The organism is Polaribacter sp. 11A2H (genome assembly GCF_011379025.1).
GTDB lineage: Bacteria > Bacteroidota > Bacteroidia > Flavobacteriales > Flavobacteriaceae > Polaribacter.
In genome coordinates this window covers 24,126-50,388 of the sequence record NZ_WTLD01000017.1, presented here as the reverse complement: position 1 = coordinate 50,388, position 26,263 = coordinate 24,126, and the positions used below count along the sequence as shown (strand labels likewise).

21 protein-coding genes are annotated in these 26,263 nt (G+C 31.1%); 16 read left to right on the top strand and 5 right to left on the bottom strand.

The window, feature by feature from the left end:
- The first annotated feature begins 365 nt into the window (after positions 1-365).
- The 9 genes from GQS58_RS15885 to GQS58_RS15845 all read left to right on the top strand — a co-directional run bounded on the left by GQS58_RS15885 (position 366) and on the right by GQS58_RS15845 (position 12,556).
- The gene (locus tag GQS58_RS15885) at positions 366-779 is read left to right on the top strand and encodes an HYC_CC_PP family protein (RefSeq protein ID WP_410524709.1); all 414 of its coding nucleotides are present in this window, start codon (positions 366-368) and stop codon (positions 777-779) included.
- 108 nt (positions 780-887) lie between these two features.
- Positions 888-4,745, top strand: coding sequence for an efflux RND transporter permease subunit (locus tag GQS58_RS15880; RefSeq protein ID WP_166387707.1), 3,858 nt, complete (start codon positions 888-890; stop codon positions 4,743-4,745).
- Positions 4,746-4,786: 41 nt separating this feature from the next.
- Positions 4,787-5,140, top strand: coding sequence for a four helix bundle protein (locus tag GQS58_RS15875; protein ID WP_166387705.1), 354 nt, complete (start codon positions 4,787-4,789; stop codon positions 5,138-5,140).
- Positions 5,140-6,423 carry a TolC family protein gene (locus GQS58_RS15870; protein ID WP_166387703.1) on the top strand — a complete coding sequence of 428 codons (1,284 nt, stop codon included), beginning with the start codon at positions 5,140-5,142 and terminating at the stop codon, positions 6,421-6,423. Before GQS58_RS15875 ends, GQS58_RS15870 begins: the two co-directional genes overlap by 1 nt.
- Positions 6,424-6,425: 2 nt before the next feature.
- On the top strand, positions 6,426-6,983 hold the full coding sequence (locus GQS58_RS15865) for a helix-turn-helix domain-containing protein (protein WP_166387701.1): 558 nt from the start codon (positions 6,426-6,428) through the stop codon (positions 6,981-6,983).
- Between the two features lie 76 nt (positions 6,984-7,059).
- Complete coding sequence (locus GQS58_RS15860; RefSeq protein ID WP_166387699.1) at positions 7,060-9,558, top strand: heavy metal translocating P-type ATPase; 2,499 nt, start codon at positions 7,060-7,062, stop codon at positions 9,556-9,558.
- Between the two features lie 75 nt (positions 9,559-9,633).
- Positions 9,634-11,409 carry an efflux RND transporter periplasmic adaptor subunit gene (locus GQS58_RS15855; protein ID WP_166387697.1) on the top strand — a complete coding sequence of 592 codons (1,776 nt, stop codon included), beginning with the start codon at positions 9,634-9,636 and terminating at the stop codon, positions 11,407-11,409.
- Between the two features lie 35 nt (positions 11,410-11,444).
- Positions 11,445-11,834 (top strand): heavy-metal-associated domain-containing protein, encoded by a 390-nt coding sequence (locus GQS58_RS15850; protein WP_166387695.1) that lies wholly within the window; start codon positions 11,445-11,447, stop codon positions 11,832-11,834.
- Between the two features lie 119 nt (positions 11,835-11,953).
- The gene (locus GQS58_RS15845; RefSeq protein ID WP_166387693.1) at positions 11,954-12,556 is read left to right on the top strand and encodes an alpha-ketoglutarate-dependent dioxygenase AlkB family protein; all 603 of its coding nucleotides are present in this window, start codon (positions 11,954-11,956) and stop codon (positions 12,554-12,556) included.
- Between the two features lie 2 nt (positions 12,557-12,558).
- Here the strand turns inward: GQS58_RS15845 and GQS58_RS15840 are convergent, their stop codons facing one another.
- From GQS58_RS15840 to GQS58_RS15830, 3 genes are all read right to left on the bottom strand, one after another.
- Complete coding sequence (locus tag GQS58_RS15840) at positions 12,559-13,266, bottom strand: LytR/AlgR family response regulator transcription factor (RefSeq protein WP_166387691.1); 708 nt, start codon at positions 13,264-13,266, stop codon at positions 12,559-12,561.
- A gap of 3 nt (positions 13,267-13,269) precedes the next feature.
- Complete coding sequence (locus GQS58_RS15835; protein ID WP_166387688.1) at positions 13,270-14,046, bottom strand: sensor histidine kinase; 777 nt, start codon at positions 14,044-14,046, stop codon at positions 13,270-13,272.
- Between the two features lie 415 nt (positions 14,047-14,461).
- Positions 14,462-15,469 (bottom strand): Kelch repeat-containing protein, encoded by a 1,008-nt coding sequence (locus GQS58_RS15830; RefSeq protein WP_166387686.1) that lies wholly within the window; start codon positions 15,467-15,469, stop codon positions 14,462-14,464.
- 244 nt (positions 15,470-15,713) lie between these two features.
- On the opposite strand from GQS58_RS15830, the gene GQS58_RS15825 reads away from it, so the two are divergent.
- The 7 genes from GQS58_RS15825 to GQS58_RS15795 all read left to right on the top strand — a co-directional run bounded on the left by GQS58_RS15825 (position 15,714) and on the right by GQS58_RS15795 (position 23,866).
- Positions 15,714-17,033: a DUF4270 family protein gene (locus GQS58_RS15825; RefSeq protein ID WP_166387684.1), complete on the top strand. Its 1,320-nt coding sequence runs from the start codon at positions 15,714-15,716 to the stop codon at positions 17,031-17,033.
- A 1-nt stretch (position 17,034) separates the two neighbouring features.
- Positions 17,035-18,279 (top strand): hypothetical protein, encoded by a 1,245-nt coding sequence (locus tag GQS58_RS15820; protein ID WP_166387682.1) that lies wholly within the window; start codon positions 17,035-17,037, stop codon positions 18,277-18,279.
- A gap of 87 nt (positions 18,280-18,366) precedes the next feature.
- Positions 18,367-19,257 carry a 23S rRNA pseudouridine(2604) synthase RluF gene (gene rluF, locus GQS58_RS15815; protein ID WP_240914641.1) on the top strand — a complete coding sequence of 297 codons (891 nt, stop codon included), beginning with the start codon at positions 18,367-18,369 and terminating at the stop codon, positions 19,255-19,257.
- A 317-nt stretch (positions 19,258-19,574) separates the two neighbouring features.
- A complete protein-coding gene (gene tgt, locus GQS58_RS15810) occupies positions 19,575-20,705 on the top strand; it encodes a tRNA guanosine(34) transglycosylase Tgt (RefSeq protein WP_166387678.1) in 1,131 nt (376 codons plus the stop codon).
- A 140-nt stretch (positions 20,706-20,845) separates the two neighbouring features.
- Positions 20,846-21,937, top strand: a complete 1,092-nt coding sequence (locus tag GQS58_RS15805; protein ID WP_166387676.1) for an LptF/LptG family permease — start codon at positions 20,846-20,848, stop codon at positions 21,935-21,937.
- The gene (locus GQS58_RS15800; RefSeq protein WP_166387674.1) at positions 21,924-22,838 is read left to right on the top strand and encodes a DMT family transporter; all 915 of its coding nucleotides are present in this window, start codon (positions 21,924-21,926) and stop codon (positions 22,836-22,838) included. The genes GQS58_RS15805 and GQS58_RS15800 overlap by 14 nt, the downstream gene beginning before the upstream one ends.
- A gap of 74 nt (positions 22,839-22,912) precedes the next feature.
- Positions 22,913-23,866, top strand: a complete 954-nt coding sequence (locus tag GQS58_RS15795) for an acetyl-CoA carboxylase carboxyltransferase subunit alpha (RefSeq protein ID WP_166387672.1) — start codon at positions 22,913-22,915, stop codon at positions 23,864-23,866.
- Between the two features lie 180 nt (positions 23,867-24,046).
- On the opposite strand, the gene GQS58_RS15790 is transcribed toward GQS58_RS15795, so the two are convergent.
- On the bottom strand, positions 24,047-25,075 hold the full coding sequence (locus GQS58_RS15790; RefSeq protein WP_166387670.1) for a TlpA family protein disulfide reductase: 1,029 nt from the start codon (positions 25,073-25,075) through the stop codon (positions 24,047-24,049).
- A 223-nt stretch (positions 25,076-25,298) separates the two neighbouring features.
- Complete coding sequence (locus tag GQS58_RS15785) at positions 25,299-26,075, bottom strand: DeoR/GlpR family DNA-binding transcription regulator (RefSeq protein WP_166387668.1); 777 nt, start codon at positions 26,073-26,075, stop codon at positions 25,299-25,301.
- Positions 26,076-26,263: the final 188 nt, after the last annotated feature.

The following is a 26,263-nucleotide window of genomic DNA, read 5'->3' as shown; positions in this document are numbered from 1 at the left end:
TGAAGTATCCAAAATAGAAGTAATTTAAAAGTCAAAGTTCTTCCTTTTTATTTTACTCCACAACTTTTTGTGTTGATCCCTGCTTTCGTTAAATTTCAATGCTTTCAAATTCACATTATTTCTTGTATCTTTCTTTAATATTTTTTATTGAAATGTGCTTTCTCTAATTTTTAATTTAGGTTAAAGGTCGTTTTTTAATAGATATCATTGGTTTTGCAGTTTACTAAGAAAAGTGAATGTTTTTATTTGGAGTTAAGAATCTTTTATAAGAAAGATATATTAAGGAATGTTAGTTGCCCTGTTTTTAGTTAAATTTTTCTTAACTAAAATTTTATTATTTAATTTAGTATACCTTTGTTATCAATATGAAGCAAGTTTCCCATAAAATAATGTCCTTTATAATGGCCATTGTAGTGTTATTCTCTACAATGTCTTTTGCTGTAAGCATGCATTATTGTGGCGATAATTTAGTGGAAACGGCCATGTTTCATAAAGCGAAAGGTTGCGGAATGGAAATGGAGAAGCCTTCTACTGAGGATTGTAAAGTAATCAAAAAGAATTGTTGTAGTGATAAACAATTTATGGTAGATGGTCAAGATGAATTACAGCTCCAAGTAGATGTTATTTCTTTTGAACAACAAGTGTTTTTAGCTTCATATATTTACTCTTATATCAACCTTTTTGAAGGTTTAGAAAACAATGTATCTTCTTACGGAGAATACAAACCACTGCTCGCTAACAGGTTAATCTTTAAGCTAGACGAGACCTATTTAATCTGATTTTTAAACAATAGACTGTATTATCCTGTGATTTATTTCATTAGGATGATTTCTTGTATTCGGTGTTTTTTTTAACGCCACTTTCTAACTGTTTAAATTTCAAATCTAATGCTAAATAGAAGCATCAAATTCTTAATAGAGAATAAAATCGTAGCAGTTTTATTACTTGTCCTTTTTGTAGGATGGGGAACTGTAAACGCACCTTTTAATTGGAATACTGGTTTTTTACCAAGTGATCCTGTGGCTGTAGATGCCATACCAGATATTGGTGAAAATCAACAAATTGTATTCACAAAGTGGGATGGTCGTTCGCCACAAGATATCGAAGACCAAATTACCTATCCTTTAACCACCTCCTTATTGGGTATTCCTGGAGTAAAAACCATACGTAGTTCTTCTATGTTTGGCTTCTCTAGTATTTATATCATTTTTGAAGAAGACATCGAGTTTTACTGGAGCCGAAGTCGGATTTTAGAAAAATTAAATTCACTACCAAGCGGATTATTACCAGAAGGTGTTAACCCTGCTTTAGGACCAGATGCTACAGGATTAGGTCAGATTTATTGGTACACTCTAGAGGGTAGAGATAAAGACGGAAACGTTACTGGAGGTTGGGATTTACAAGAATTACGAAGCATTCAAGATTACTACGTAAAATATGCATTATCTTCCGCAAGTGGCGTTTCAGAAGTTGCTTCAATTGGTGGTTATGTTCAGGAATATCAAGTAGATGTGAATCCGGAATTAATGCGTCAGTATAATATTGGTTTAAACCAAGTTGTAAAAGCGGTTAAAAGTAGTAATCAAGATATTGGTGCACAAACCTTAGAAATCAATCAAGCAGAATATTTGGTTCGTGGTTTAGGATATATAAAATCCGTAGAAGATATTGAAAATGCAGTGGTAACTTCTAAAGATTTTACTGCCATTAAAATTAAAGACATTGGAAAAGTTTCTTTAGGTCCTGCAGCACGACGTGGATTATTAGATAAAGAAGGCGCAGAAGTAGTTGGTGGTGTTGTAGTTGCTAGATATGGTGCAAACCCTATGGAAGTAATTACGAATGTCAAAGAAAAAATAGCGGAACTAAAAGGTGGTTTGCCAACGAAAGTATTAGCAGACGGACGAACATCTCAACTAACACTGGTTCCTTTTTATGATCGTTCTGAACTTATTGTAGAAACCTTAGACACACTTACCGAAGCATTAACTTTAGAGATTTTAATTACCATTTTAGTAATTATTATAATGGTTTTTAATTTAAGAGCCTCCATTTTAATTTCTGGTTTGTTACCTGTAGCTATTTTAATGGTGTTTGTGGCGATGAAACTATTTAATGTGGATGCAAATATTGTAGCACTTTCGGGTATTGCAATTGCTATTGGAACTATGGTAGATGTAGGCGTCATACTCGCCGAAAATATGATTCGTCATCTTGATGAGGAGAAAGTTAAGAGTGAAAAGTTAAAAGTGAACAATGAGAATCTCATTCCGACAGAGCAAGGCACGAGCGACGAGGAATCTATGATTTCTACTGTTCAAAACAACAAACTTTCAATAAATGAAATTATTTACAACGCTACCGCGGAAGTTTCCGGAGCCATATTAACAGCGGTTTTAACAACTATTATTAGTTTTGTGCCTGTATTCACAATGATAGGTGCAGAAGGTAAATTGTTTAGACCTTTGGCTTTTACAAAAACAATGGCATTATCTGCTTCTTTAGTAATTGCTTTGTTTATAATTCCGCCTTTAGCAGCTTTTTTATTCCGTAAAACAACGCTAAAAAAATCGTTTAAATACATTGTAAGCGGTGTTTTAATTCTTGCCGGAATTGTAATTGTAATAAGTGGATTTTGGTTAGGTTTTATAGTAGTTGCTTTCGGAATTGTGTCCTTTTTAAGTTTGTATTTTAATAAAACTGAAATAAACTTTTCGCTTTTCACTTTTCATTTTTCACTTTCAAAAAACCTTGTAAATATTATTATTTCTTCCGTAGCTATTGTATTTCTATTGGCGGAATATTGGAGACCATTAGGTTTTGATCGTAGTATTTTTATCAACTTAATTTTTGTGGCTATTATTTGCTTCGGAATTTTAGGACTGTTTTCTATTTTTAGAAAATATTACGGACAAATTTTAGAATGGGCTTTAGCGAATAAAATGTTGTTTTTAATGGTTCCAATAACCGTTCTTGTTTCTGGATTTTGGATTATGAACAACACCGGAAAAGAATTTATGCCTTCTTTAAATGAAGGATCTTTTCTACTCATGCCAACATCGTTACCGCATGCTGGAGTTGAAGAAAACAAACGTGTGTTGCAGCAATTAGATATGGCAGTTGCCACCATTCCAGAAATTGAAACTGTGGTAGGAAAAGCTGGTAGAACAGAATCTGCTTTAGATCCTGCGCCTTTATCGATGTACGAAAACATGATTCAGTATAAATCTGAATACATGCGTAATTCTGAAGGTGAAAGACAACGTTATAAAGTGAATGCCGATGGTTATTTTATATTAAAAGACGGTAGTTTGTGCGTAAATAATTCTATGCCAATGGAAAAGACCTCACAGGTTTCAAAAACCTGTGAGGTCTCAAGCGGACAACTTATCGAAGACAATGATGGTGAATTCTACCGAAATTGGCGACCAGAAATTAAGAGTCCAGATGATATTTGGAAAGAAATTATCAAAGTAACTAAGTTACCAGGCGTTACATCTGCACCTAAATTACAACCTATAGAAACCCGCTTAGTCATGCTTCAAACAGGGATGCGAGCACCCATGGGAATTAAAGTGAAAGGTCAAGATTTAAAGCAAATTGAAGCTTTTGGATTAGAGCTAGAAAGTCTTTTAAAACAAGCGAAAGGTGTTAAAGTAGAAGCTGTTTTTGCCGATAGAATTGTAGGTAAACCGTATTTATTGATTGATATTGATAGAGAAAAAATAGCACGATATGGAATTTCAATCGAAGATGTACAGAGTGTGTTAAAAGTTGCTATTGGCGGAATGGAATTAACCCAAACTGTGGAAGGGCGAGAACGATATGGAGTTCGTGTACGTTACCCAAGAGAATTACGGGGCAATCCAGAAGACATCAAAGACATTTATATTCCTGTAGAAAAAGGGAGTCCTGTGCCATTAAATGAGTTGGCAACGATTCGTTATGAACAAGGTCCGCAGGTAATAAAAAGTGAAGACACTTTTTTAGTTGGTTATGTATTGTTTGATAAAATTGACGGTTTTGCAGAAGTAGCTGTGGTAGAAAATGCACAAGCCTTATTTCAGCAGAAAATAGATTCGGGAGAATTAATTGTTCCTAAAGGAATCAGTTACAAGTTTACGGGAACGTATGAAAATCAATTACGTGCAGAAAAAACATTGGCTGTTGTGGTTCCTTTGGCGTTGGCTATCATCTTTTTAATCTTGTACTTTCAGTTTAAATCGATCACAACTTCATTAATGGTATTTACCGGAATTGCCGTTGCTTTTGCTGGTGGTTTTATTATGATTTGGCTTTATGGACAAGATTGGTTCTTCAATTTTAGTTTCTTTGGTGAGAATATGCGAGACCTTTTCAATATGAAAACCATTAATTTAAGTGTGGCTGTTTGGGTTGGTTTTATTGCTTTATTCGGTATTGCAACAGATGATGGAGTGGTTATGGCAACGTATCTTACACAAACTTTTGATCGTGAAAAACCTGCGGATAAAATGAGCATTAGAGCTTCAGCATTAGAAGCTGCTAAAAAACGAATTCGTCCGTGTTTAATGACTACAGTTACTACCATTCTAGCGTTGTTACCAGTTTTAACATCCACAGGAAAAGGAAGCGATATTATGATTCCGATGGCAATTCCAATTTTTGGAGGAATGGTGATTGATATCACTTCTTACTTTATTGTTCCGGTTTTATATAGCTGGAGAGAAGAGGTTAAGTTAAAAAGAGTGAAAAGATTAAAGTGATAAGTGATAAATGTTAAGTGATAAGCTAAAAAAATAAAATCATGGGAAAAAGTATATTAAAAGATAAAAGTTATGCCTTTGCTATTTTAATTGTGAAGTTATCTCAATTATTAGTTTCAGAAAAAAAGGAATATGTTTTAAGTAAACAACTTTTAAGAAGTGGAACAGCTGTTGGTGCGTTAATTCGTGAAGCAGAATTTGCTCAGAGTAAAGCCGATTTTATTCACAAAATGAGTATTTCTCTAAAAGAAGCAAATGAGACATTGTATTGGATAGATTTATTAAAAGACACCAATTATATTGATATCCAACAGTATAAAACTCATTATAATTTGAATAAAGAGTTAGTAGCTATGTTAGTGAGTTCTATAAAAACAGCAAAATCTAAATTATAATGAAAAAGCATTTAAAAAAAATATCGCCTTTCAAGATTTTTAATTTTTTATCAGTCCATTTTAATATAAAGAGGATCGTTATTTTTAGTTTTTCACTTTTCACTATTCACTTTGTTAATGGTCAAGAACTAGAAACCTATATTAAGGAAGCTTTAGAAAATAGTCCTGAAATTCAGAAATTCGAGTTGCAATATAGCATTGCTTCAGAAAAAGTAAACGAAGTAAACACATTATCAAATACTGAATTTAGTGCAGGTTATTTTGTATTAGAACCAGAAACTAGAGCGGGAACACAACGTTTTAAAGTTTCAGCAAAACAAATGTTGCCTTGGTTTGGAACAATTACTTCTCGCGAAAATTATGCAAGTTCTTTGGCAGACACCAAATATGAAGACATTGTAATTGCCAAACGAAAATTAATGGTTTCCGTTTCTCAGTCTTATTACAAATTATACGTAAACAAAGCTAAACAAGCAATTTTAATTGAAAATAACAAACTGCTTAAAACCTATGAAACGTTGGCTTTAAAATCGATTGAAGTTGGTAAATCTTCGGCCGTTGATGTTTTTAAACTGCAAATGCGTCAGAATGAATTAGAGCAATTAAGACTGGTTTTAGAGCAACAATATTTATCAGAACAGACGGTTTTTAATAATCTGTTGAATAGAGAAAAGGATATTCAAATTGAGGTTATTGATGCTTTGCTAATGCCCTCTAAAGATTTTGAAATTACTTCTAGTAATTTAGGATTACATCCTGAATTATTAAAATATGACAAACTATTTCAATCCGTAGAACAATCCGAATTTCTGAATCAGAAAGAAAGTAACCCATCATTTGGTTTTGGGGTCGATTATATTAATATTCAAGCAGGACCCGACATCACTTTTAGTGAAAAAGGTAAAGATATTTTTATGCCAACCGTATCATTATCTATTCCGATATTCAATAAAAAATATAAATCGAAAACGAAACAAAACGAGTTACAGCAACAAGAAATTGAAGCTCAAAAACAAGAACGTTACAATACTTTAGAAACGCTTTTAGATAAGGCGATAAACGATCGGTCTTCTGCAAGAATTAGTTACAATACACAAGTTAAAAATTTACAGCAAGCTAAAGATGCGGAAGATATTTTAATTAGAAGTTACGAAACTGGAACGATCGATTTTAATGATGTTTTAGATATTCAAGAATTGCAATTGAAGTTTCAAATGAATCAAGTTGAAGCCATTTATAATTATTATATTCAAACAACGAGTATTCACTATTTAATTCAATAAAAATGGGACAAACGTTAATTATAAAAAATATGGTTTGTGCTAGATGCAAATCTACAATTATAGCATTATTAACACGTAATGGTTTAGATATTGAATCGATAGAATTAGGAAAAGTTGTTGTCAAACAAGATTTAAACAGCAATTATGATACTATAAAAACAGCTCTTAAAGACCTGGGATTTGAGTTGATTGAAGATGAAGCTAAAGTGTTAGTAGAACAAGTTAAAGTGATTGTAATTCAGTGTATTTCAGAAAACAATTCAGATCATATTATTTCGAAAATCACAAAAGAGATTGGTAAAAACGATTCGGCAATTAGTAAGCTTTTTAGTAAATCGGAAGGTATTACGCTAGAGAAGTATATCATCAACTTAAAAATTGAAAAAGTAAAAGAATACATACAATTAAATCAATTAAACTTTTCTGAAATAGCATACAATCTCAATTATAACAATAGCAGTCATTTAGCAAAACAGTTTAAATCTATAACAGGAATGTCTATGTCTGAGTATCGAAAATCACAAGATTGGGATCGGAAAGAATTAGACCAAATTGTATAAATTATAATCAGAATTAGAAAAACTTATTTTTTAAAACAGCGATACCTTTGTTTGTAAATTATAAAGAACTAACAAAATGAAACATACATATCACATACACGGAATGACTTGTAACGGTTGTCGTGGACACGTAGAAGAAACACTTTCTAAAGTTAAAGGTGTTTCTAAAGCTACAGTTAATTTAGAAAAAGCAGAAGCTACTATAGAAATGGATTCTCATATTTCATTAAAAACCTTCCAAGAAGCTTTAAAAAAGGATGGTGGCCGCTATAGTATTCACAAACCGGGAGAACATCATCATATTAAAGAAGTAAAAAAAGAGCTTCCGAAAGGAAAAGGCACAGGTACATTTTATTGTCCGATGCATTGTGAAGACGATAAAACGTACGATAAGGCAGGAGATTGCCCTGTCTGTGGAATGGATTTAGTAGAAGAACAAAACATTTCTATTAACACCGCAGAACAATGGACTTGCCCAATGCATCCTGAAGTTATAAAAGATGAAGCTGGAGACTGCCCTATTTGCGGAATGGATTTAGTGCCTATGAAGCCCGATCTTTCATCAGAAGAAAAAACATACCAAAAGATCATAAAAAAGTTTTGGATTGCAGTTGCTTTTACCTTGCCAATATTTTTAATTGCCATGAGTGAAATGATTCCAAACAATCCATTATATACAATTTTGGAACAAAAACATTGGAATTGGGTTCAGTTAGCACTGTCTATTCCGGTTGTTTTTTATGCCACTTGGATGTTCTTTGAACGTGCGTATAGAAGTATAAAAACATGGAATTTAAATATGTTTACACTTATCGGGATTGGTGCAGGTGTATCTTGGTTATTTTCGGTATTCGGACTATTTTTTCCAGATGTTTTTCCTGCTCAATTTAAAACAGATTCAGGTGCTGTGCATGTTTATTTTGAAGCAGCAACCGTTATTTTAACATTGGTGCTTTTAGGGCAATTATTAGAAGCGCGTGCACATGGAAAAACGAATTCAGCCGTAAAAGAACTCTTAAAATTAGCACCTAATAAAGCGATAAAAATAGTAGACGGAGAAGATGTAGAAGTTACTATTGATAAAATTGAATTACATGATATTTTAAAAGCAAAACCTGGTGATAAAATTCCTGTTGATGGTGTTATAACCGAAGGAAATACAACAATTGATGAATCGATGATTTCTGGAGAACCGCTTCCGGTAGACAGATCTAAAGGCGATAAAGTAAGTGGAGGTACTATTAATGGCAATCAAGTTTTTTTAATGAAAGCAGAGAAAATTGGCAGCGATACGTTACTCTCTCAAATTATTAAAATGGTGAATGATGCAAGTAGAAGTCGTGCTCCAATTCAGAATTTAGCAAACAAAGTTTCTGGTTATTTTGTGCCTGTGGTGGTGCTTATTTCTTTAATAACATTTGCTGTTTGGGCTATTTATGGACCAGAACCTGTGTATGTATATGCTTTTGTAAATGCCATTGCCGTATTAATTATTGCGTGTCCTTGTGCATTAGGTTTAGCAACGCCAATGTCTATAATGGTTGGTGTTGGTAAAGGAGCACAAAACGGTGTCTTGGTTAAAAATGCAGAAGCTTTAGAAAGAATGGCTAAAGTAGATACTTTAATTATTGATAAAACCGGAACCATTACCGAAGGAAAGCCAACCGTAGAAAAAGCTGCTGCGTTTAATGCTGTTTTAAGTGACAAGGAAGTGTTGCAATTCATTGTGTCTTTAAATAGTAACAGTGAACATCCTTTAGCCGAAGCCACTGTAAAATATGGTAAAGAGCAAAATACGGAAGTTTTAAAATCGGAAGAATTTAGTGCTGTTACAGGAAAAGGTGTGGAAGCGATAATAAACGGTAAAAAAGTAGCTTTAGGAAATCCTAAAATGATGAATTATGCCAATGCTGAAATCACTCCTAAAATGGAGGAAGAAGCTAAAGCGTATCAGAAACAAGGGAAAACGGCTTCCTTTTTATCAATAGATAAAAAAGTTGTTGGTTATGTAGTTATTGGTGATAAAATTAAAGCAACAAGTGCAAAAGCTATAAAAGCGCTTCAAGATAGAGGCGTTTCGGTAATAATGTTAACGGGAGATAATTTTGATACCGCACAAGCCGTAGCTACCGAATTGAATCTTACCGATTTTAAAGCAAGTATGTTGCCTGAAAATAAATTGCAAGAAGTAACAAAATTACAAGAGCAAGGAAAAGTAGTTGCAATGGCTGGAGACGGAATTAATGACGCACCTGCACTCGCAAAAAGTGATGTTGGTATTGCCATGGGAACGGGTACAGATGTCGCTATAGAAAGCGCTATGATTACTTTGGTAAAAGGAGATTTACATGGTATTGTAAAAGCGCAACATTTAAGTGAAGCTGTTATGAAAAACATTAAGCAAAACTTATTTTTCGCGCTGTTCTATAACACGTTAGGCATACCAGTTGCAGCAGGAGTTTTGTTTCCTTTTTTCGGAATTTTGTTATCTCCTATGATTGCTGCTTTGGCTATGAGCTTTAGTTCGGTTACAGTAATTGCAAATGCCTTACGTTTAAGAAATATTAAAATATAAATAATAAGATAATTAACCTGCAAGGTATTGCTGACAAAGGAAGCTTCCTTGTAGGTTTTAAAAACAAAGAAACTTATGAAAAAATATAGTGTTTATATAGGTTTAATAGCTGTTGGATTACTTTTAGGCTGGATGCTTTTTGGAGGATCATCAAAAACAGAAGAAATACACAAGCATAATGCTGTAGCAGAAACAAACCAAATGTGGACGTGCTCTATGCATCCACAAATTATGCAACCAGAAGCAGGCGATTGTCCTATTTGTGGAATGGATTTAATTCCGGCAGAAAGTAGTGCAGAAGGGTTAATGGCAGATCAATTTAAACTTTCAGAAAACGCAATGGCATTAGCCAATATACAAACGTCAATAGTAGGGAATACTATTTCTGACGTTGATACTGGTTTTATTTTATCAGGAAAAATTACAGAAAATGAAGATGAAACCGCAACCATGCCCGCTCATTTTAATGGTAGGGTAGAAAAACTGTATGTTAATTCGTTAGGAGAACATGTTACCAAAGGACAAGCCGTTGCTCAAATATATTCGCCAGAATTAATTGCGGCTCAACAAGAATTAATTACAGCCTATAAACTAAAAGCTTCTCAGCCACAACTATATAATGCTGTTAAAAATAAATTTAAAAATTGGATGATTCATGGTGCGCAGTTAGATGAGGTAGAGCAAACAGGAAAAGTGAAAAATAGTTTTACCATTTACTCGCATGTATCTGGTGTCGTTACGGAAATTGCGATAAATGTAGGTTCGCATATTATGGACGGAAAACCAATTTTTAAGGTTTCAAATCTAAATACCGTTTGGGCAAATTTTGATGTGTATGAGAATCAAATAAGTCAATTTAAAAAAGGTCAGGATGTTGTGGTAACTACAAATGCATATCCGAATAAAACTTTTAAAGGAAAGGTCAATTTTATAGATCCTATTTTAAATACACAAACAAGAACGGTAAAGTTAAGGGTGGTTTTAAATAATAAAAAAGAGATTTTTAAACCTGGGATGTTTGTAGAAGGAAAAATTAAAGGCATTATTTCTGGAAGCAAAGAACAAGTAATTACAATACCTGCTTCTGCAGTTTTATGGACAGGAAAACGCTCTGTAGTGTATGTGAAAACGAATCCGAAAGAAGCTATCTTTGAAATGCAAGAAATTACTTTAGGCAATCAGATAAATAATAATTATCAGGTTTTAGAAGGGTTAAATAAGGGGGATGAAATTGTAACCAACGGAACCTTTACGGTTGATGCAGCGGCGCAATTACAAGGCAAAAAATCGATGATGAATAAAAAAGGCGAAAAAACAATGACAGGTCATGAAGGACATCTTGGTATGGAAATGAGTGATTCTGTTGAAGGAAAAACTATAAATAAAAACGAAAGAATAAAAGTGTCTAAGGAATTTCAAAATCAATTAAAAGTGGTTTTTAATGATTATATATCATTGAAAGATGCATTAGCAAAAGACAATACTAAGCGTGTAATTGCAATATCAAAAACGTTGTTAGACAATTTATCTAAAGTTGATATGAAGCTATTAAAAAGTAAAAATGAGCATGAACATTGGATGCCTTTACACAAAGAAATAAAAGCAACCACAAATTTGATTTTAAATACAGATGCTATTAAAATGCAAAGAATCTATTTTAAGCATTTATCAGCTAACATGGCAAATGTTATAGAAATATTTGGAATCAATGAAAAAGTGTATCATCAATTTTGCCCAATGGCAGATAATAATAAAGGAGCCTATTGGTTAAGTAAAGACGAAAAAGTAGTAAACCCTTATTTTGGAGGTGCCATGCTAACTTGCGGAGAAGTAAAACAAATAATAGAATAAATAAAAATTAAATATTAATAATTAAATTAAAATCAATGAAAAAAATAATTTTAAGTCTAGCTATTATAGCAGCAGTAGCTTTTACAGGTTGTAAAAATGATACAAAACAAAAAACAGAAACTACAGAAATATCTAATAAAATGGCAAAAGTAGATCTTTCTTTTGGTGTTAGAGGAAACTGTGCTATGTGTAAAAAAACGATAGAAAAAGCAGCAAATGCTGTAGATGGGGTGTCAAATGCAATTTGGAATGTAGAAGAAAAGAAAATAGAGATCTCTTTAGAGAACCCTAAAACCGATGCAATGTCAATTCACAATGCAATTGCTGCTGTTGGTTATGATACTGAAAAAGTAGCAGGAAGCGAAGAAGCTTACAAAAATTTACCTGGTTGTTGCCAATATGATCATACAATGAAAATAAATTAGTCTGGTAAGATAGCAGTAGATGAGCATTCTAATAAATAGTCTCATCAAGTTTTTGTGCATGTATATATTATTGTTTTTTTATAAGTAATCAATTAAAGTTAAAAGTGTATTTTTATTTTATGGATTTATTTTCTTCAGAAACTATACGTAATATTTTACCTTTTGATGGTATTACAAATTATCACGGAATAATTTTAGATAAAAAACAATGTGAGTTTTATTATCAGAAATTAATGGCAACCATCAACTTTAAAAATGATGAAGCTATTATTTTTGGTAAAAAGATACGTACTAAAAGAAAAGTAGCTTGGTATGGAGAGTCTGAATATTCGTACACCTATTCTAAAATAACAAAAACTGCAAACATTTTTACCAAAGAATTGTTAGAACTTAAAGAAATTGTAGAGAAGGAAAGTGGCGAAACCTATAATTCTTGCTTGTTAAATTTATACCATTCTGGTGATGAAGGAATGGCGTATCATTCCGACGGAGAAAAAATGCTAAAGAAAAACGGAGCAATTGCTTCGTTATCTTTAGGTGCAGATCGTAAGTTTTCTTTTAAACACAAAGAGAACAAACAAAGAATAGATATTATTTTAGAAAAAGGGAGTTTATTGGTTATGAAAAAAGGGACACAAACTAATTGGTTGCACAGATTACCGCCAACTAAAAAGGTAAATTCACCTAGAATTAATTTAACTTTTAGAACAATAGAATTGTAATGTTAATTATCAATTTTTTTAATAAAATCGTCTCTATAATTTAACCCAATAGGTATCCAATTGTTATCAATAATAATTCTATTTCTTTGCACAGAATAAATATGTTTTATTGAAACAATGTAGGATTTATGAACACGGATAAAATTTAATCGCCCTAATTTTTCTTCAAAACTCTTAAGGCTGCTAAGTGTTAAAATAGGTTTTTCTCTATTGGTATGAATTTTAATATAATCTTTTAAAGACTCTATATATTTTATGTCTGCTAAGTTTATTTTTAAATTCTCATATTCAGATTTCACAAAAATAAACTCAGGTGTTGTTTCTAAATTTACAATAGGTGTTTCTTCTTCTGTTTTAGACTTTAATAAGCTTTGCGCTCTTGTTGCTGCTTTTAAAAAGCGATGAAAAGGAATTGGTTTTACCAAGTAATCGATAGCGTTTAAGTTAAAACCTTCTACCGCATAATGAGAGTATGCAGTTGTAAAAATAAATAGTGGTTTGTTGTCTAAAGATTTTATAAAATCGATTCCAGAAAAATCGGGCATTTCTATATCAGTAAAAATTAAATCTATTTTTTGTGACTGTAAAATAGTTGTTGCTTCAAATCCATTAGAGCAAGAACCCACTAATTCTAAAAACGGAACTTTAGAAATAAAGTCTTCTAATAATTCTAATGCTAGCGGTTCATCATCAATAATTATACACTTCATTTTTTATTTTTTTAAGTTGATTTTTAGGTTTACTTCAAATGATTTTTTAGTATTCGAAATCTCTAAAGTATGCGCATTTGGGTACAGTAAATTCAATCTGTTTTGTATGTTTTCTAAACCAATACCAGAGTCTTTATTTAAAGCATTTTGTAGTGATGATAAATTGTAAACAGTTAAATGTAATTGATCATCATTTGTAGATATTTTAATAGTAATATCTGTTTTTCCTTTATAATCTGTTCCGTATTTAAACGCATTTTCTATAAAGGAAATAAGTAGTAGAGGTTCTATTTTATAGTTTAAATTTCCATGAACGTTTATTTTTACACCGCTAGAATCCTTTAATCGTAATAACTGTAAAGAGATATAGTTTTTTATGTATTCTATTTCTTTTTCTAAGCAAATATAATCTTCATTGGCTTCGTAAATCATATATCGCATGAGTTCAGATAGGGTAACAATGGCAACCGTTGTATCATCAGATTTTTTATTAGCTAAAGAATAAATACTGTTTAATGTATTGAATAAAAAATGAGGGTTTAATTGTGCTTTTAAAAAAGATAACTCAGAATTTACTTTTTGAGAAGCGGCAATAGTTCGTTCTTTTTCAGATTTATACCATTCTGCAACTAGCTTTACACAGGTACTTAAAGCAAAAAATAAGAGCAGTAAAATGGGGGGTCTTAAATTGAAGTTGTTTTCTCTAGATCTTCTAAAATTAGGGTTAAAATCGCCTTGTGAAAAAGGAGGTCTTAAAGAGAATTTTAAGGAAGATTTCATTAAAAAAATTATAGAAATAATAATTCCTAATGAAATAATAATGTATAAAATAATTTTTTTATTCAGTAAAAATTGTGGGATTAACACCAAATAATTCAAATAAAAAACAGCAATAAAAGTGAAGTTTAAAATATAAAACGCATTCGGAATTGTGCTTAGTCTAGCATAAGATTGAACGGCAGTTATTACCAAAAAGAAAATCCATATAAGACAATGGACAATTATTATGGTGTTATTTTTTTTTAATAAAGGACTCAATGTTTTCATTATTTAACAAATGCAAAATTATAGTAGACGTTTCTTAAAACTCTCCCAAAAATGTGTTGTTTTTATCACAAAAAAGATTGAAAATTAAATTACTTATAATAGTAACTTAATCTTCAATCTTAAAATATTTTTTTAAAAGAGAGGAGTATTAATCATCTTCGTTTTCTAATTCATAAGGTCTAAACTCCCAAACATCATCAAAATAATAAGTACCACTTCTTCCCATTAATACAAATGCTTTTGTTTCAAAAGTAAAAGTAGATGCATTTTGTCTTGCAGAACCTTCAAATACAGGTAACTCTTCCCAAGTATCTGTAGCAGGGCTATATTCCCAAGCATTGGTGTTTATAGAACCTGCAATACCTGTAGTTACATATCCTTTTCCGTCTAAAGAAAAAGCTGCACCACTGCTTAATAGAATGCTATAATCGTCATCATCATCTTCATCGTCATCTAAATCTGTTAATCGTGTCCAAGTAGCTCCATTAAAAGCATAAAAATCTTCTTCGTAAGCATTATTATGGATTCCTAAACCAATATAAGCAACATCATCAATTGTAAAAACAGAAGCACCTTGACGCTTTTGCCCTCCAAAACCTACAGACTGTTCCCAGGTATCTGAGGTAACATCATATTTCCAAAAATCTTTTTGTTCACTTCCATCATAACCTGTACCTATATAACCATCATTACCAATAGCAAAACCAATGGCAGCGTATCTTGCAGTTCCTCCAAAATCTGCTTTTTGAGTCCAAGTATCTGATGTAGGATCATATTCCCAGAAATCATTTAATTTATCTACACCATCATAACCGGTACCTAAATACCCTTTTCCGTTTATAGCAAAACCAACAGCACCACTTCTGGCTACACCAGGAAATGTAGCTTTTTTTACCCAGTAATCACTATCTGAATTATACTCCCAAGTATCAGCTAAATAATCATCACCATCATAACCAGTTACTAAATAACCTTTAGTACCAATGGTAAAGCTTACAGAATTTGCTCTAGAATCACCATCAAAAGTAGAGCTCTCTACCCAGTTTCCGTACTCATCATCATCGTCATCATCACTACACCCTATAAAAAATAGAGACATTATTAATGTTGCTAAAAAGAGCATACTACTCTTTTGTATTAAATTTGTTTTTCTCATTAGATTTAATTTATTTGCTTAATTATTGGGCAAACTTAAAAGCTAATAAATAGGTAACATTACAAAATAGACAAACAAGGGTATTTTATAGATAAACATGTAAACCAAATGTTAATTTTCTTAAAAGGTGTTAATTATAAGGTTTAGCGGTGTTTTTTAGTGGTAAGTCTATAAAAAAAGACTGTTTATATATTTTATGATTTTTAATGATATCTCTACTAATATTTTTGCTTGAAAAAGTAAAATGAGGTATTTAATTTTTGGTATTATAGGTATTGTCTTTTTAGCATCTTGTGCTACCGACGATACTACTTATGAAGTAGGAAGTGATTTTATTGAAAACAGTATTCAAGTTAGAGTTTTAGATACGTTTTCTATAAAAACAGGAACCTTTAAATTAGATTCTATTATAACTTCTAGCACTAATAGAATTTTAGTAGGTAATGTAGTGGATGAAAAGTTAGGTACTTTATCTGCAAAATCTTATTTAGAATTAATAACTTCTAATTTTTCTATAAGTACAGATGCGGTGTATGATTCTATAGGGATGATTTTAAATTATGATACTTACTATTATGGCGATACTACAAAAGTACAGACCTATACATTACATAGAATTACAGAAACAGTAGAGCCAGAAGACGATGCTACTAGTTTTTACAATACATCTTCGTTAGAATACGATGCTGCTATTTTAGGACAACTTTCATTTACGCCAAGACCTAATAAATCTACAGATTCTTTATTTGTTAAAATAGATGATATTTTAGGGGAAGAGATTTTTGATAAAATTGTAAACAATGATATTAATAACACAGACGATTTTTTACAATATTTTAAAGGATTGGTAATTGCGCCAGATACGTCTGTAAATAGTCATGTTTTAGGTTTTAATGCACAAACTACAACGGGTACAGGGAATTCTATAATGCGATTGTATTATTCTATAATTGATGATGACAGTGAGAATAATGATTATTATATAGATTTTGTAATTTCTGCAGCAGGACAGCAGTTTAATGAAATAAAAACAGATTTGTCTAGTACCGTTTTAGGTGATTTTGAAGATGGTGAAGAAATTAAATTAAGCACTGTTACTGATAATTTATTGTTTGCACAATCTGGAACAGGAATTTCAGCGAGAATAGAAATGCCTTCTATTAAAAGACTTTCTGAGTTGTATGAAAATGCTGCTACTTTAAGTGCCGAATTAACCTTTAGCCCATTAAAAGGAAGTTATAGTGATGATAATCCGCTACCAGAATACTTGTCGGTTTATATTGTAGATCATAAAAATAGAATTATACAACAACTTACAGATATAGACGGCAATACTGCTTCAGCAATTTTAATAGCAGATACAGATGAGTTTAATGAAGACACTTATTACTACGTTAATTTAAGTGGTTTTGTTGAGCAAATTTTATATTCAGATACCGATTTAAATTATGCCTTAATGATTCAGTCGGAAAACTTCTCTAAAGAAGTAAGTAATGTAGTAATAGAAAATAACGCAAGTACCAATAGAGAAGTAAAATTATCAGTAAAATATTTAAACTATTAAGATGAGAAAAAAGATATTAATACTAGTGTTAGTAGTTTCAGGACATACTTTATTTGCCCAAAGTAACACAAATACACCTTATTCTTTATTTGGTTTAGGTGTAGAAAATAAAACAGCAACCGGTGGTTTAACAGGTTTAGGGAACACTGGTATTGCACAATCTAATCCGTTTGAAATAAATTTATTTAACCCAGCGAGTTTAAGTGGTATTTTACCAAAATCATTTTTATATGAATTTGGTTTAAACGGTACCTATTCTACCTTACAAACAAACAGTGTAAGTGAAAGTAGTAGTAACGGAAACATCTCTCACCTTGCAATTGCGTTTCCTATAAAACAAGGTTGGGGTATGAGTATTGGTTTGCTTCCGTATACAAAAACAGGGTATAATATAGATGTAGAAAATGCTATTGAAGGTTCGGCAGATACCTATATTACTAGAATTACAGGAGAAGGAGGTTTAAATAAATTTTATTTATCTACGGGGTTTAAAGTGATTAAAAATTTATCTTTGGGTGTAGATGTAGCTTTTCTTTTTGGATCTATCAATCAAGAAAGTATAGCGTATACAGGTTCTTTGGTTTCTATTAGTGATCAAAATCATTACGGAGGCGTAAAATTAAAAACAGGACTTCAATATAAATTACCATCAATTAAAGGTTTTAAAAACACTATTGGCGCTACGTTAGAATTGCCTTCATCTTTAGGAGGATCGCAAACCAGAACTTCTTATAAAACATCTTCTAGCGGAACCTCAATAACTATAGAAGAAGATGTAGAAAATGATTTAGAAAATTTCGAATTGCCATTTTCCTACGGAGTAGGACTTACTTCTGTAATCAATAAAAAAATTACTACAAGTTTAGATTACCGAAAATTACTTTGGAGCGACACTGCACAACCTCAAAATAACGAAAGTTATGCAGACCAATCTATCTATGCTTTTGGTGTAGAATATGTGTCTACATCAACAACAAATAATTATTGGGCTAACGTAAAATACAGAGCTGGTATTAATTACAATACAGGTTTTTTAAAGATTTCTAACCAACAAATAGATAGTTATTTTGTGTCTTTTGGGGTAGGTTTACCAATGAAAAAGTATAGTAATGATAATTTTAATATTTCTTATTCTTACGGTAGAGAAGGTACTTTAGATAGCAATTTAATTCAAGAAAATTTTCATAAAATTACTTTAAACCTAAATTTTGTAGGGCAATGGTTTCAAAAAAAGAGAATAGATTAAGTAAATAGCACTGTAATTCTATTTTCAACAAGGGGTTTAAACTCCTTGTTAATGAAATGTTGTATTTTTGCAAAAAATTATATTCTTTTGGATACTACAAATCATAAATCGACAAACCTTAATAAATATATCAGCTCATCTGGTATGTGCTCTCGTAGAGAAGCAGAAAAATTTATAAATGAAGGTAGAGTTACCATCAACGGTAAACCAACTCAATTAGGTAATCGAGTTGCTAAAAAAGATGTTGTAAAGTTAGACGGACGATTAGTAGAACCTAAAAATGTTACGTTATATATTGCTCTAAATAAGCCGGTAGGTATTGTTTCTACCACCGATGATAGAGAACCAAATAACATTGTAAAACACGTAAATTATCCAGAAAGATTATTTCCAATTGGACGTTTAGATAAACCGTCTGAAGGATTAATTTTTTTAACCAATGATGGAGACATCGTTAACAAGATTCTACGTGCAGGTAACAACCACGAGAAAGAATATTTTGTTTCTGTAGACAAATCTATCACCGATGATTTTATTGATAAAATGGGGAGCGGAATTCCTATTTTAGGTACTATGACCAAAAAATGTTTGGTAGAAAAAGTAAGTGATAAAATTTTTAAAATTATTTTAACGCAAGGATTAAACCGCCAAATTCGTAGAATGTGCGAATACTTAGATTACGAAGTAACTAAGTTAAAACGTACTAGAATAATGAATGTTGAGCTTGGTTATCTACAATCTGGAGATTGGCGAGAATTAACAGATGAAGAGATGAAAGAAATTAATAAAATGATTTCTAGTTCATCAAAAACTCAAGAAGCATCTGCAGTTAAAGAGAAGCCTAAAAAGCAAGTCTCTAAGAAAAAAGCAGCGCCAACTAAAAACGATTTCAATAAAAAAAGTGCCTCTTTTAGAAAATCATCTCCAAAAAGTAAAAGAAATAACGCTGGTGCTTCCTCTAAAAAGAAACGCTGGTAATCTTTTTTGGGCGTTACCTTGCAGGTCAGGCTTTACGCTATATCTTTTTTTATAATTTTAAGCAAAAGCTTAAAATTATAAAAAAAGGATGCCGCTTCAATCCTTAACGCACATTTTAGCCAACCAAAATAAAGCCATAATTTTTTGCCTTTTTTATAACAGTTCATTTTATTTATCAATTCTTAAATAATAGTATCTTTGCAGGCAATGAAATGGAAATTTATTTTAAAATAAATAAATGAGAGAATCAATTAATCATATAGGTTCTAAACTTTTGTAATTAATTATAGTTACAAAAATCATCAAAAATTAAACGATTGAAATTCGACTTAAAAATTACCGACCCAAAAAGTAAGGCAAGAGCAGGAGTAATAACAACTGATCACGGAGTAATAGAAACTCCTATTTTTATGCCAGTGGGAACTGTTGGAACCGTAAAAGGAGTACATCAAACAGAATTAAAAAACGACATAAAACCAGATATAATTTTAGGAAACACCTATCACTTATACTTACGTCCAGGAATGGATATTTTAGAAAAAGCAGGTGGTTTACATAAGTTTATGAATTGGGATAGTAATATCTTAACAGATTCTGGTGGTTACCAAGTATATTCTCTTTCTGGAAGAAGAAAAATTAATGAAGAAGGCGTAAAGTTTAAGAGTCATATAGATGGTTCTATGCATTTCTTTACACCAGAAAACGTAATGGAAACGCAACGTACAATTGGTGCAGATATTATTATGGCGTTTGATGAATGTACACCATATCCTTGCGATTATAATTACGCAAAACGTTCTATGCATATGACGCATAGATGGTTAGATAGATGTATTAACCATTTAGATAAATTGCCTTATAAATACGGTTTCGAGCAAACTTTTATGCCAATTGTACAAGGTAGTACTTATAAAGATTTACGTAGACAATCTGCAGAATATATTGCAAATTCAGGACAGCAAGCAAATGCAATTGGAGGTCTTTCAGTTGGGGAGCCAGCAGAAGAAATGTATGCAATGACAGAGGTTGTTACAGAAATTTTACCAGAAGACAAACCAAGATATTTAATGGGAGTTGGTACGCCAATTAACATTTTAGAAAACATTGCGTTGGGTATAGATATGTTCGATTGTGTAATGCCAACTAGAAATGCTAGAAATGGTATGTTGTTTACAGCACACGGTTCTATCAATATAAAAAATAAAAAGTGGGCAGAAGATTTTAGTCCAATAGATGATATGGGAATTACTGGAGTAGATACCATGTATACTAAAGCCTATTTACGTCATTTATTTGCAGCAAAAGAAATGTTAGGAAAGCAGATTGCCTCAATTCATAATTTAGGTTTTTATGTTTGGTTAACACGTGAAGCAAGAAAACATATCATAGCAGGAGACTTTAGAGAGTGGAAAGATATGATGGTAAAACAAATGGATAAACGTCTTTAAAAAGTAAGCAGTGAGCAGTCTCAGTTTACAATTAGAATAGTAACGTTTTAAGAAAGAATTAGAATAAAAGATAATATAATAAGTAAAAAAAAATCACTTCGTAAAAGTCCTTCCCTTCGGGAAGGATTTAGGATGGGCTTATGAAAATAATAGACTGGTACATATTAAAACGATTTTTGGTAACTTTTTTGTTCACCTTATTAATCTTGATTCCTATTGCTATTGCTATAGATATATCAGAAAAGATTGATAACTTTTTAGAACATACAGAATTAGGATTGTACCAAATTATAGATGAATATTACAAAAATTTTATCATCTATTATACCAATACTTTTATGCCTTTGGCATTATTTATTGCTGTAATTTTATTTACATCTAAACTATCAAATAATACAGAAATTATTGCTATTACAAACGCAAGAGTTTCGTTTACACGCTTTTTATATCCTTATTTTCTTGGAGCTACTTTAGTTACCATTATTTCTTTAGGAATGAATCATTTTGTGGTTCCTAATAGTAGTAAGGAAAGGAAAAAGTTTGAAAGAGAGTATATTAAAAATAATAGGCAAAAGCACGAGTTAAAATATGTTAGAGAATTTAGTTTGCAACTTACAGATAGCACTTACATCTTTATACGTAATTTTGATACAGAAGTAAATTCTGGTTATGATTTTACATCAGAAGTATATGATGGAATAGAAATGAAATCTAAATTAGTTTCTGATAGAATAACGTTTAGTGATAAAGATTCTACTTTTACCTTATCTAATTGGAAATTACGTAAGATTTTTAAGGATAGAGATAGCATTTTTTCTGGGACTAAAATAGATACCACTTTTAACTTTACTCCAAGAGATTTAATTTATAAATCTGCTTTAGCACAAGAAATGCCTTCTGGAGAATTACTACGATTTATTGGCGTTTCTAAAAAGAGAGGTGTTAAAAACTTAAATGCATACTTGGTAGAATTTCATAAAAGAACAAGTTTACCAATAGCTTCATATATTTTAACAATTATTGCCGTTGCTTTAGCTTTTAGAAAAAGAAGAGGTGGTACTGGAGTAAATTTAGCTATAGGTATTGGGCTTATGTTTATGTATGTTTTTCTAATGAAAATAGCGGAGGTTTTAGGTGCTGTTGCAGGAGTTAATTCTCTACTTTATGTTTGGCTGCCTAATATTGTTTTTGGCTGCGTAGCTATTTATCTCTACTATAATGCAAGAAAATAAGTTAAACAATTATTTACAGTTACACCTTATCGTTTTTATTTGGGGGTTTACTGCAATTTTAGGTGCATTAATTAGTTTAGATGCCGTTCCATTAGTTTGGTATAGAATGTCTTTAGCGGTAGTTTTTATTGTGCTGTATTTTATTATAAAAAAGAAATCATTTAAAGTAGATAAAAAAGGAATTTTAAAGTTTTTTCTAACAGGAGTTATTATTGCCCTACATTGGATCTTTTTTTTTAAAGCCATAAAGGTTTCTAATGTTTCTGTTGCGCTAGTAACTATAAGTACAGGTGCATTTTTTGCAGCTTTAATAGAACCTGTTTTCTATAAAAGAAAAATTAATCCATTAGAAATGGTGTTGGGTTTAATTGTTATTTTTGGGCTTTATATCATCTTTAATTTTGAAAGTCAATATAAATTAGGAATCATCTACGCATTAATGGCATCTTTTTTAAGTGCATTATTTTCTGTACTTAATGGTCTTTTTATTAAAGAATATGCTGCGAATACAATATCATTATATCAGTTAGTTTTCGGGGTACTTTTTATAACTATTTATCTTTTAGTTACAAATGGTTTCTCTGCCTCTTTTTTTATAATTCCAAATTCAGACTGGGTATACCTTTTAATTTTAAGTAGTATTTGTACCGCATATGCATTTATAGCTTCTGTTAAAATAATGAAATATATATCGCCTTATACAGTGATGCTAACCATCAATTTAGAACCTATTTATGCAATTATTTTAGCATTACTTATATTTGGTGAAAAAGAAAAAATGAATCCAGAATTTTATTTTGGAGCATTTATAGTACTCTTTGTAGTTTTATTAAACGGAATTATAAAGAATAAAACAGTGATAAGAAATAAACTAAAAGCAAAGACTGTTAGAAAAAAGTAACTTCTTTTTAAAAAAAACAACTAATTTTATAGTATGTTTGTCTATTCAAACAACTAAAATCAAATAATTACAATATGGAATATTTAGATTTTGAAATGCCTATTAAAGAGCTTTTAGATCAACTAGATAAGTGTGAAATTATCGGTAAAGAAAGTGATGTAGATGTAAGTGCTACTTGTAAGAAAATCGAAAAAAAATTAGATAAAGCGAAGAAAGATATTTATAAGAACTTAACGCCTTGGCAAAGAGTTCAATTATCTAGGCATCCTAATAGACCTTATACTTTAGATTATATTAAAGCTATTTGCGGAGACACCTTTATGGAGCTTCATGGAGATAGAAATGTAAAAGACGACAAAGCCATGATTGGTGGGCTAGGTAAAATTGGCGATCAATCTTATATGTTTATTGGTCAACAAAAAGGATACAATACAAAAACACGTCAATACAGAAACTTTGGGATGGCAAACCCTGAAGGTTACAGAAAAGCATTGCGTTTAATGAAAATGGCAGAGAAATTTAGCATTCCTGTAGTTACTTTATTAGACACGCCTGGTGCATACCCTGGCTTAGAAGCAGAAGAACGTGGGCAAGGAGAAGCAATTGCTAGAAATATTCTTGAAATGACTCGTTTAAAAACACCTATTATTACGGTTGTTATTGGAGAAGGAGCTTCTGGTGGTGCTGTAGGTATTGGAGTTGGAGATAGAGTATACATGATGGAAAATACTTGGTACACTGTTATTTCTCCAGAATCTTGTTCTTCTATTTTATGGAGAAGTTGGGAGTACAAAGAGCAAGCTGCTGCTGCTTTAAAGTTAACAGGTACAGATATGAAGAGGTTAAAATTAATTGACGGAATTATAGATGAGCCAGTAGGTGGTGCACATGCTGATAGAGAAGGAGCTTTTAAAGCGGTACAAGAACAAATTGTTGCTGCTTTTGATGAATTAAAAGATTTAACTAAAGTAGATTTAGTTTCTAAAAGAATGGATAAATATGCAGCAATGGGAGTTTACAAAGAGTAATCTCTTTTTGTTAAGTATAAAAAAAAGGCGAAATCTACATGTAGATTTCGCCTTTTTTTATGAATTTACTAAATTCAAGAGATATTTAAACTAACTTTTTTAGAGTATTAGAAACACAACTAATCTTGGTTTTTGATTCTAAAAGTAAAGTGGTCTAATATCTTTTATGGAATATAAATATTAAATATCTAAAGATTCTAATAATGTTTTAAGTCTAGGATCTGAAGGTCTTGGTGCATTTGCATCTACAATGTTTCCTTGTGGATCAATTAAAATAAATCTTGGAATACCAGAGATTTGATATGCTTGCTGAAAACTAAAATCTTGTCCAGCCCAAAGTTGCACTCCTTTTAATTCGTTTTCTTTTACAAAATCTCTCCATTTTTTTTCTGCAGCTTCCCAAGAACCACCACTTCTTCTAGCTTCATCAGTAGAGATACTTAAAAACGCTATGTTTTTATTATGAAATTCTTTTTCTAAACTTTTTAAAGAAGGTATTTCTCTAATACATGGTCCACACCAAGTTGCCCAAACATCTATATATACATATTTTCCTTTAAAAGAATCTAAAGATTTTTTTCCTCCTTTAACATCTACATAGTCTTCAAATTTAGGAGATACACTTCCTTTTCCCATACTTTTACTTGATACATATGTTTTTTCAAAGTAATCAAACATTTGTGCGTTTTGTTTAGAAGCCATGTCAACTAGAGAACTATCTAAATCATTATAAGAAGATAAAAGACTATTAAAATCTTTTTTTAATGAGATTATTTTAGCATCAAAAGCTTCTTGGTCTAAAGCAAAAAGATCTGCAGGGTTTCCTATATGTTCACTTTGTTCTATTTGTGCAACTATAAAATTAGAGTTAGAAGATCCAGTTCCTGAATACTTAAAACTTTTCATAAATTCTTCTGCATTACCTTTTACTGTAATGTCAAATCCATTTTTTAAATATAATGGAGCTCTTTTTTGAGGACTAGTTTGAAAAGTATAAACATCTACTTTTGGTACTTTTAAAGAATCTTTAAAAGAGCCATCTTTATTAATTGTAATTGTTTTAAGGATCCCCATTCTATTAGAGATTGTTAAAATAGAATCTGTATTGTTTTCTAATTTACCTGATAAAGAAACGTATTCTTTAGAATGTTCTTTTGTACAAGAAGCAATTGCTAATAATGTAAAAAGTGCAAGTGTTAATTTTTTCATTTTTTTTTATTCTTAAATTTAATTACAAATATATGATATATGCATAAATAAATATAGTTAAAATTCTTTGCATACGCAGAATAGAAGTAATGTTTTTGATCGTTTGTTAAATAAGAAATAAGTATAAAAGTAGTTGATTTCTAAAACTATAATTCAGAGAGTTTAAAAGGAAAGACTTATTTCTCTGTTGCGCTTAAATTAACCTTAATCCTAATTTATAGAATTAATCTACGTCAATAACTATAACTTCTATTCCTAATTTTATGAGTTCTTTTTTGTAGCTGTCTTCTATTCCAGAATCTGTAATTATTTGATCAACCTCTTCAAGTCCACAAATTCTTCCAAAACCTTTTCTTCCAAATTTCGAAGAATCAGCAAGAATTATTATTTTCTGGGCAGATTTTATCATTATTTGATTAATAGATGCTTCCATAGAGCTCGTTGTGGTTAAGCCAAAATCAAGATCAATTCCATCAACCCCTAAAAATAATTTTGAACATGTAAATTCAGAAAGCATTTTTTCACCTAATGGACCAATTACAGACGAAGAGCTTTTTCTAATAAGCCCTCCAATTTGAATAACTTCAACATCGTTTAATTTAGAAAGAATTAAGGCTGCGTTTAAAGAAGCTGTTAAAACGGTTAACCCTTTTATAGGGGGTATCTGTGCAGCAAGTTCTGTAATGGTTGTTCCGGAGGCTAGAATTATACTATCGTTTGGTAAAATTAATTTGCTTGCTTTAGAAGCTATTCCTGTTTTTTCACTTCTATGTATCTTTTCTTTTTCAGTAACTGTTTTTTCTTGCGTATATGGGTTTGTAGGAACTGCTTTTCCGTGTGAACGAAATAATAAATTTAATTCTTCAAGATGTTTCAAATCCTTTCTTATTGTTACAGCCGAAACTTTAAACTCTTCGCTTAACTCTAGAACCGTAACAAAACCTTTCGTTTTTAACTTGTCAAGTATTATTTTATGTCTATCACCTATGTTTATATACATATTTTATTTTATTAAACAAATATAGTCACTTTTAGAATGTAAATAAACTAAAAATAGATGTTTATGTTTCGTTTTGTAAGTTATTGAAACATAAAAAAATACTTAATTACCTTTTTTATGATCAATATTACCATTTATAACACTATGTAAAGCCTTGTGAAACCTGAATAACTTAAAATAATAAAAAA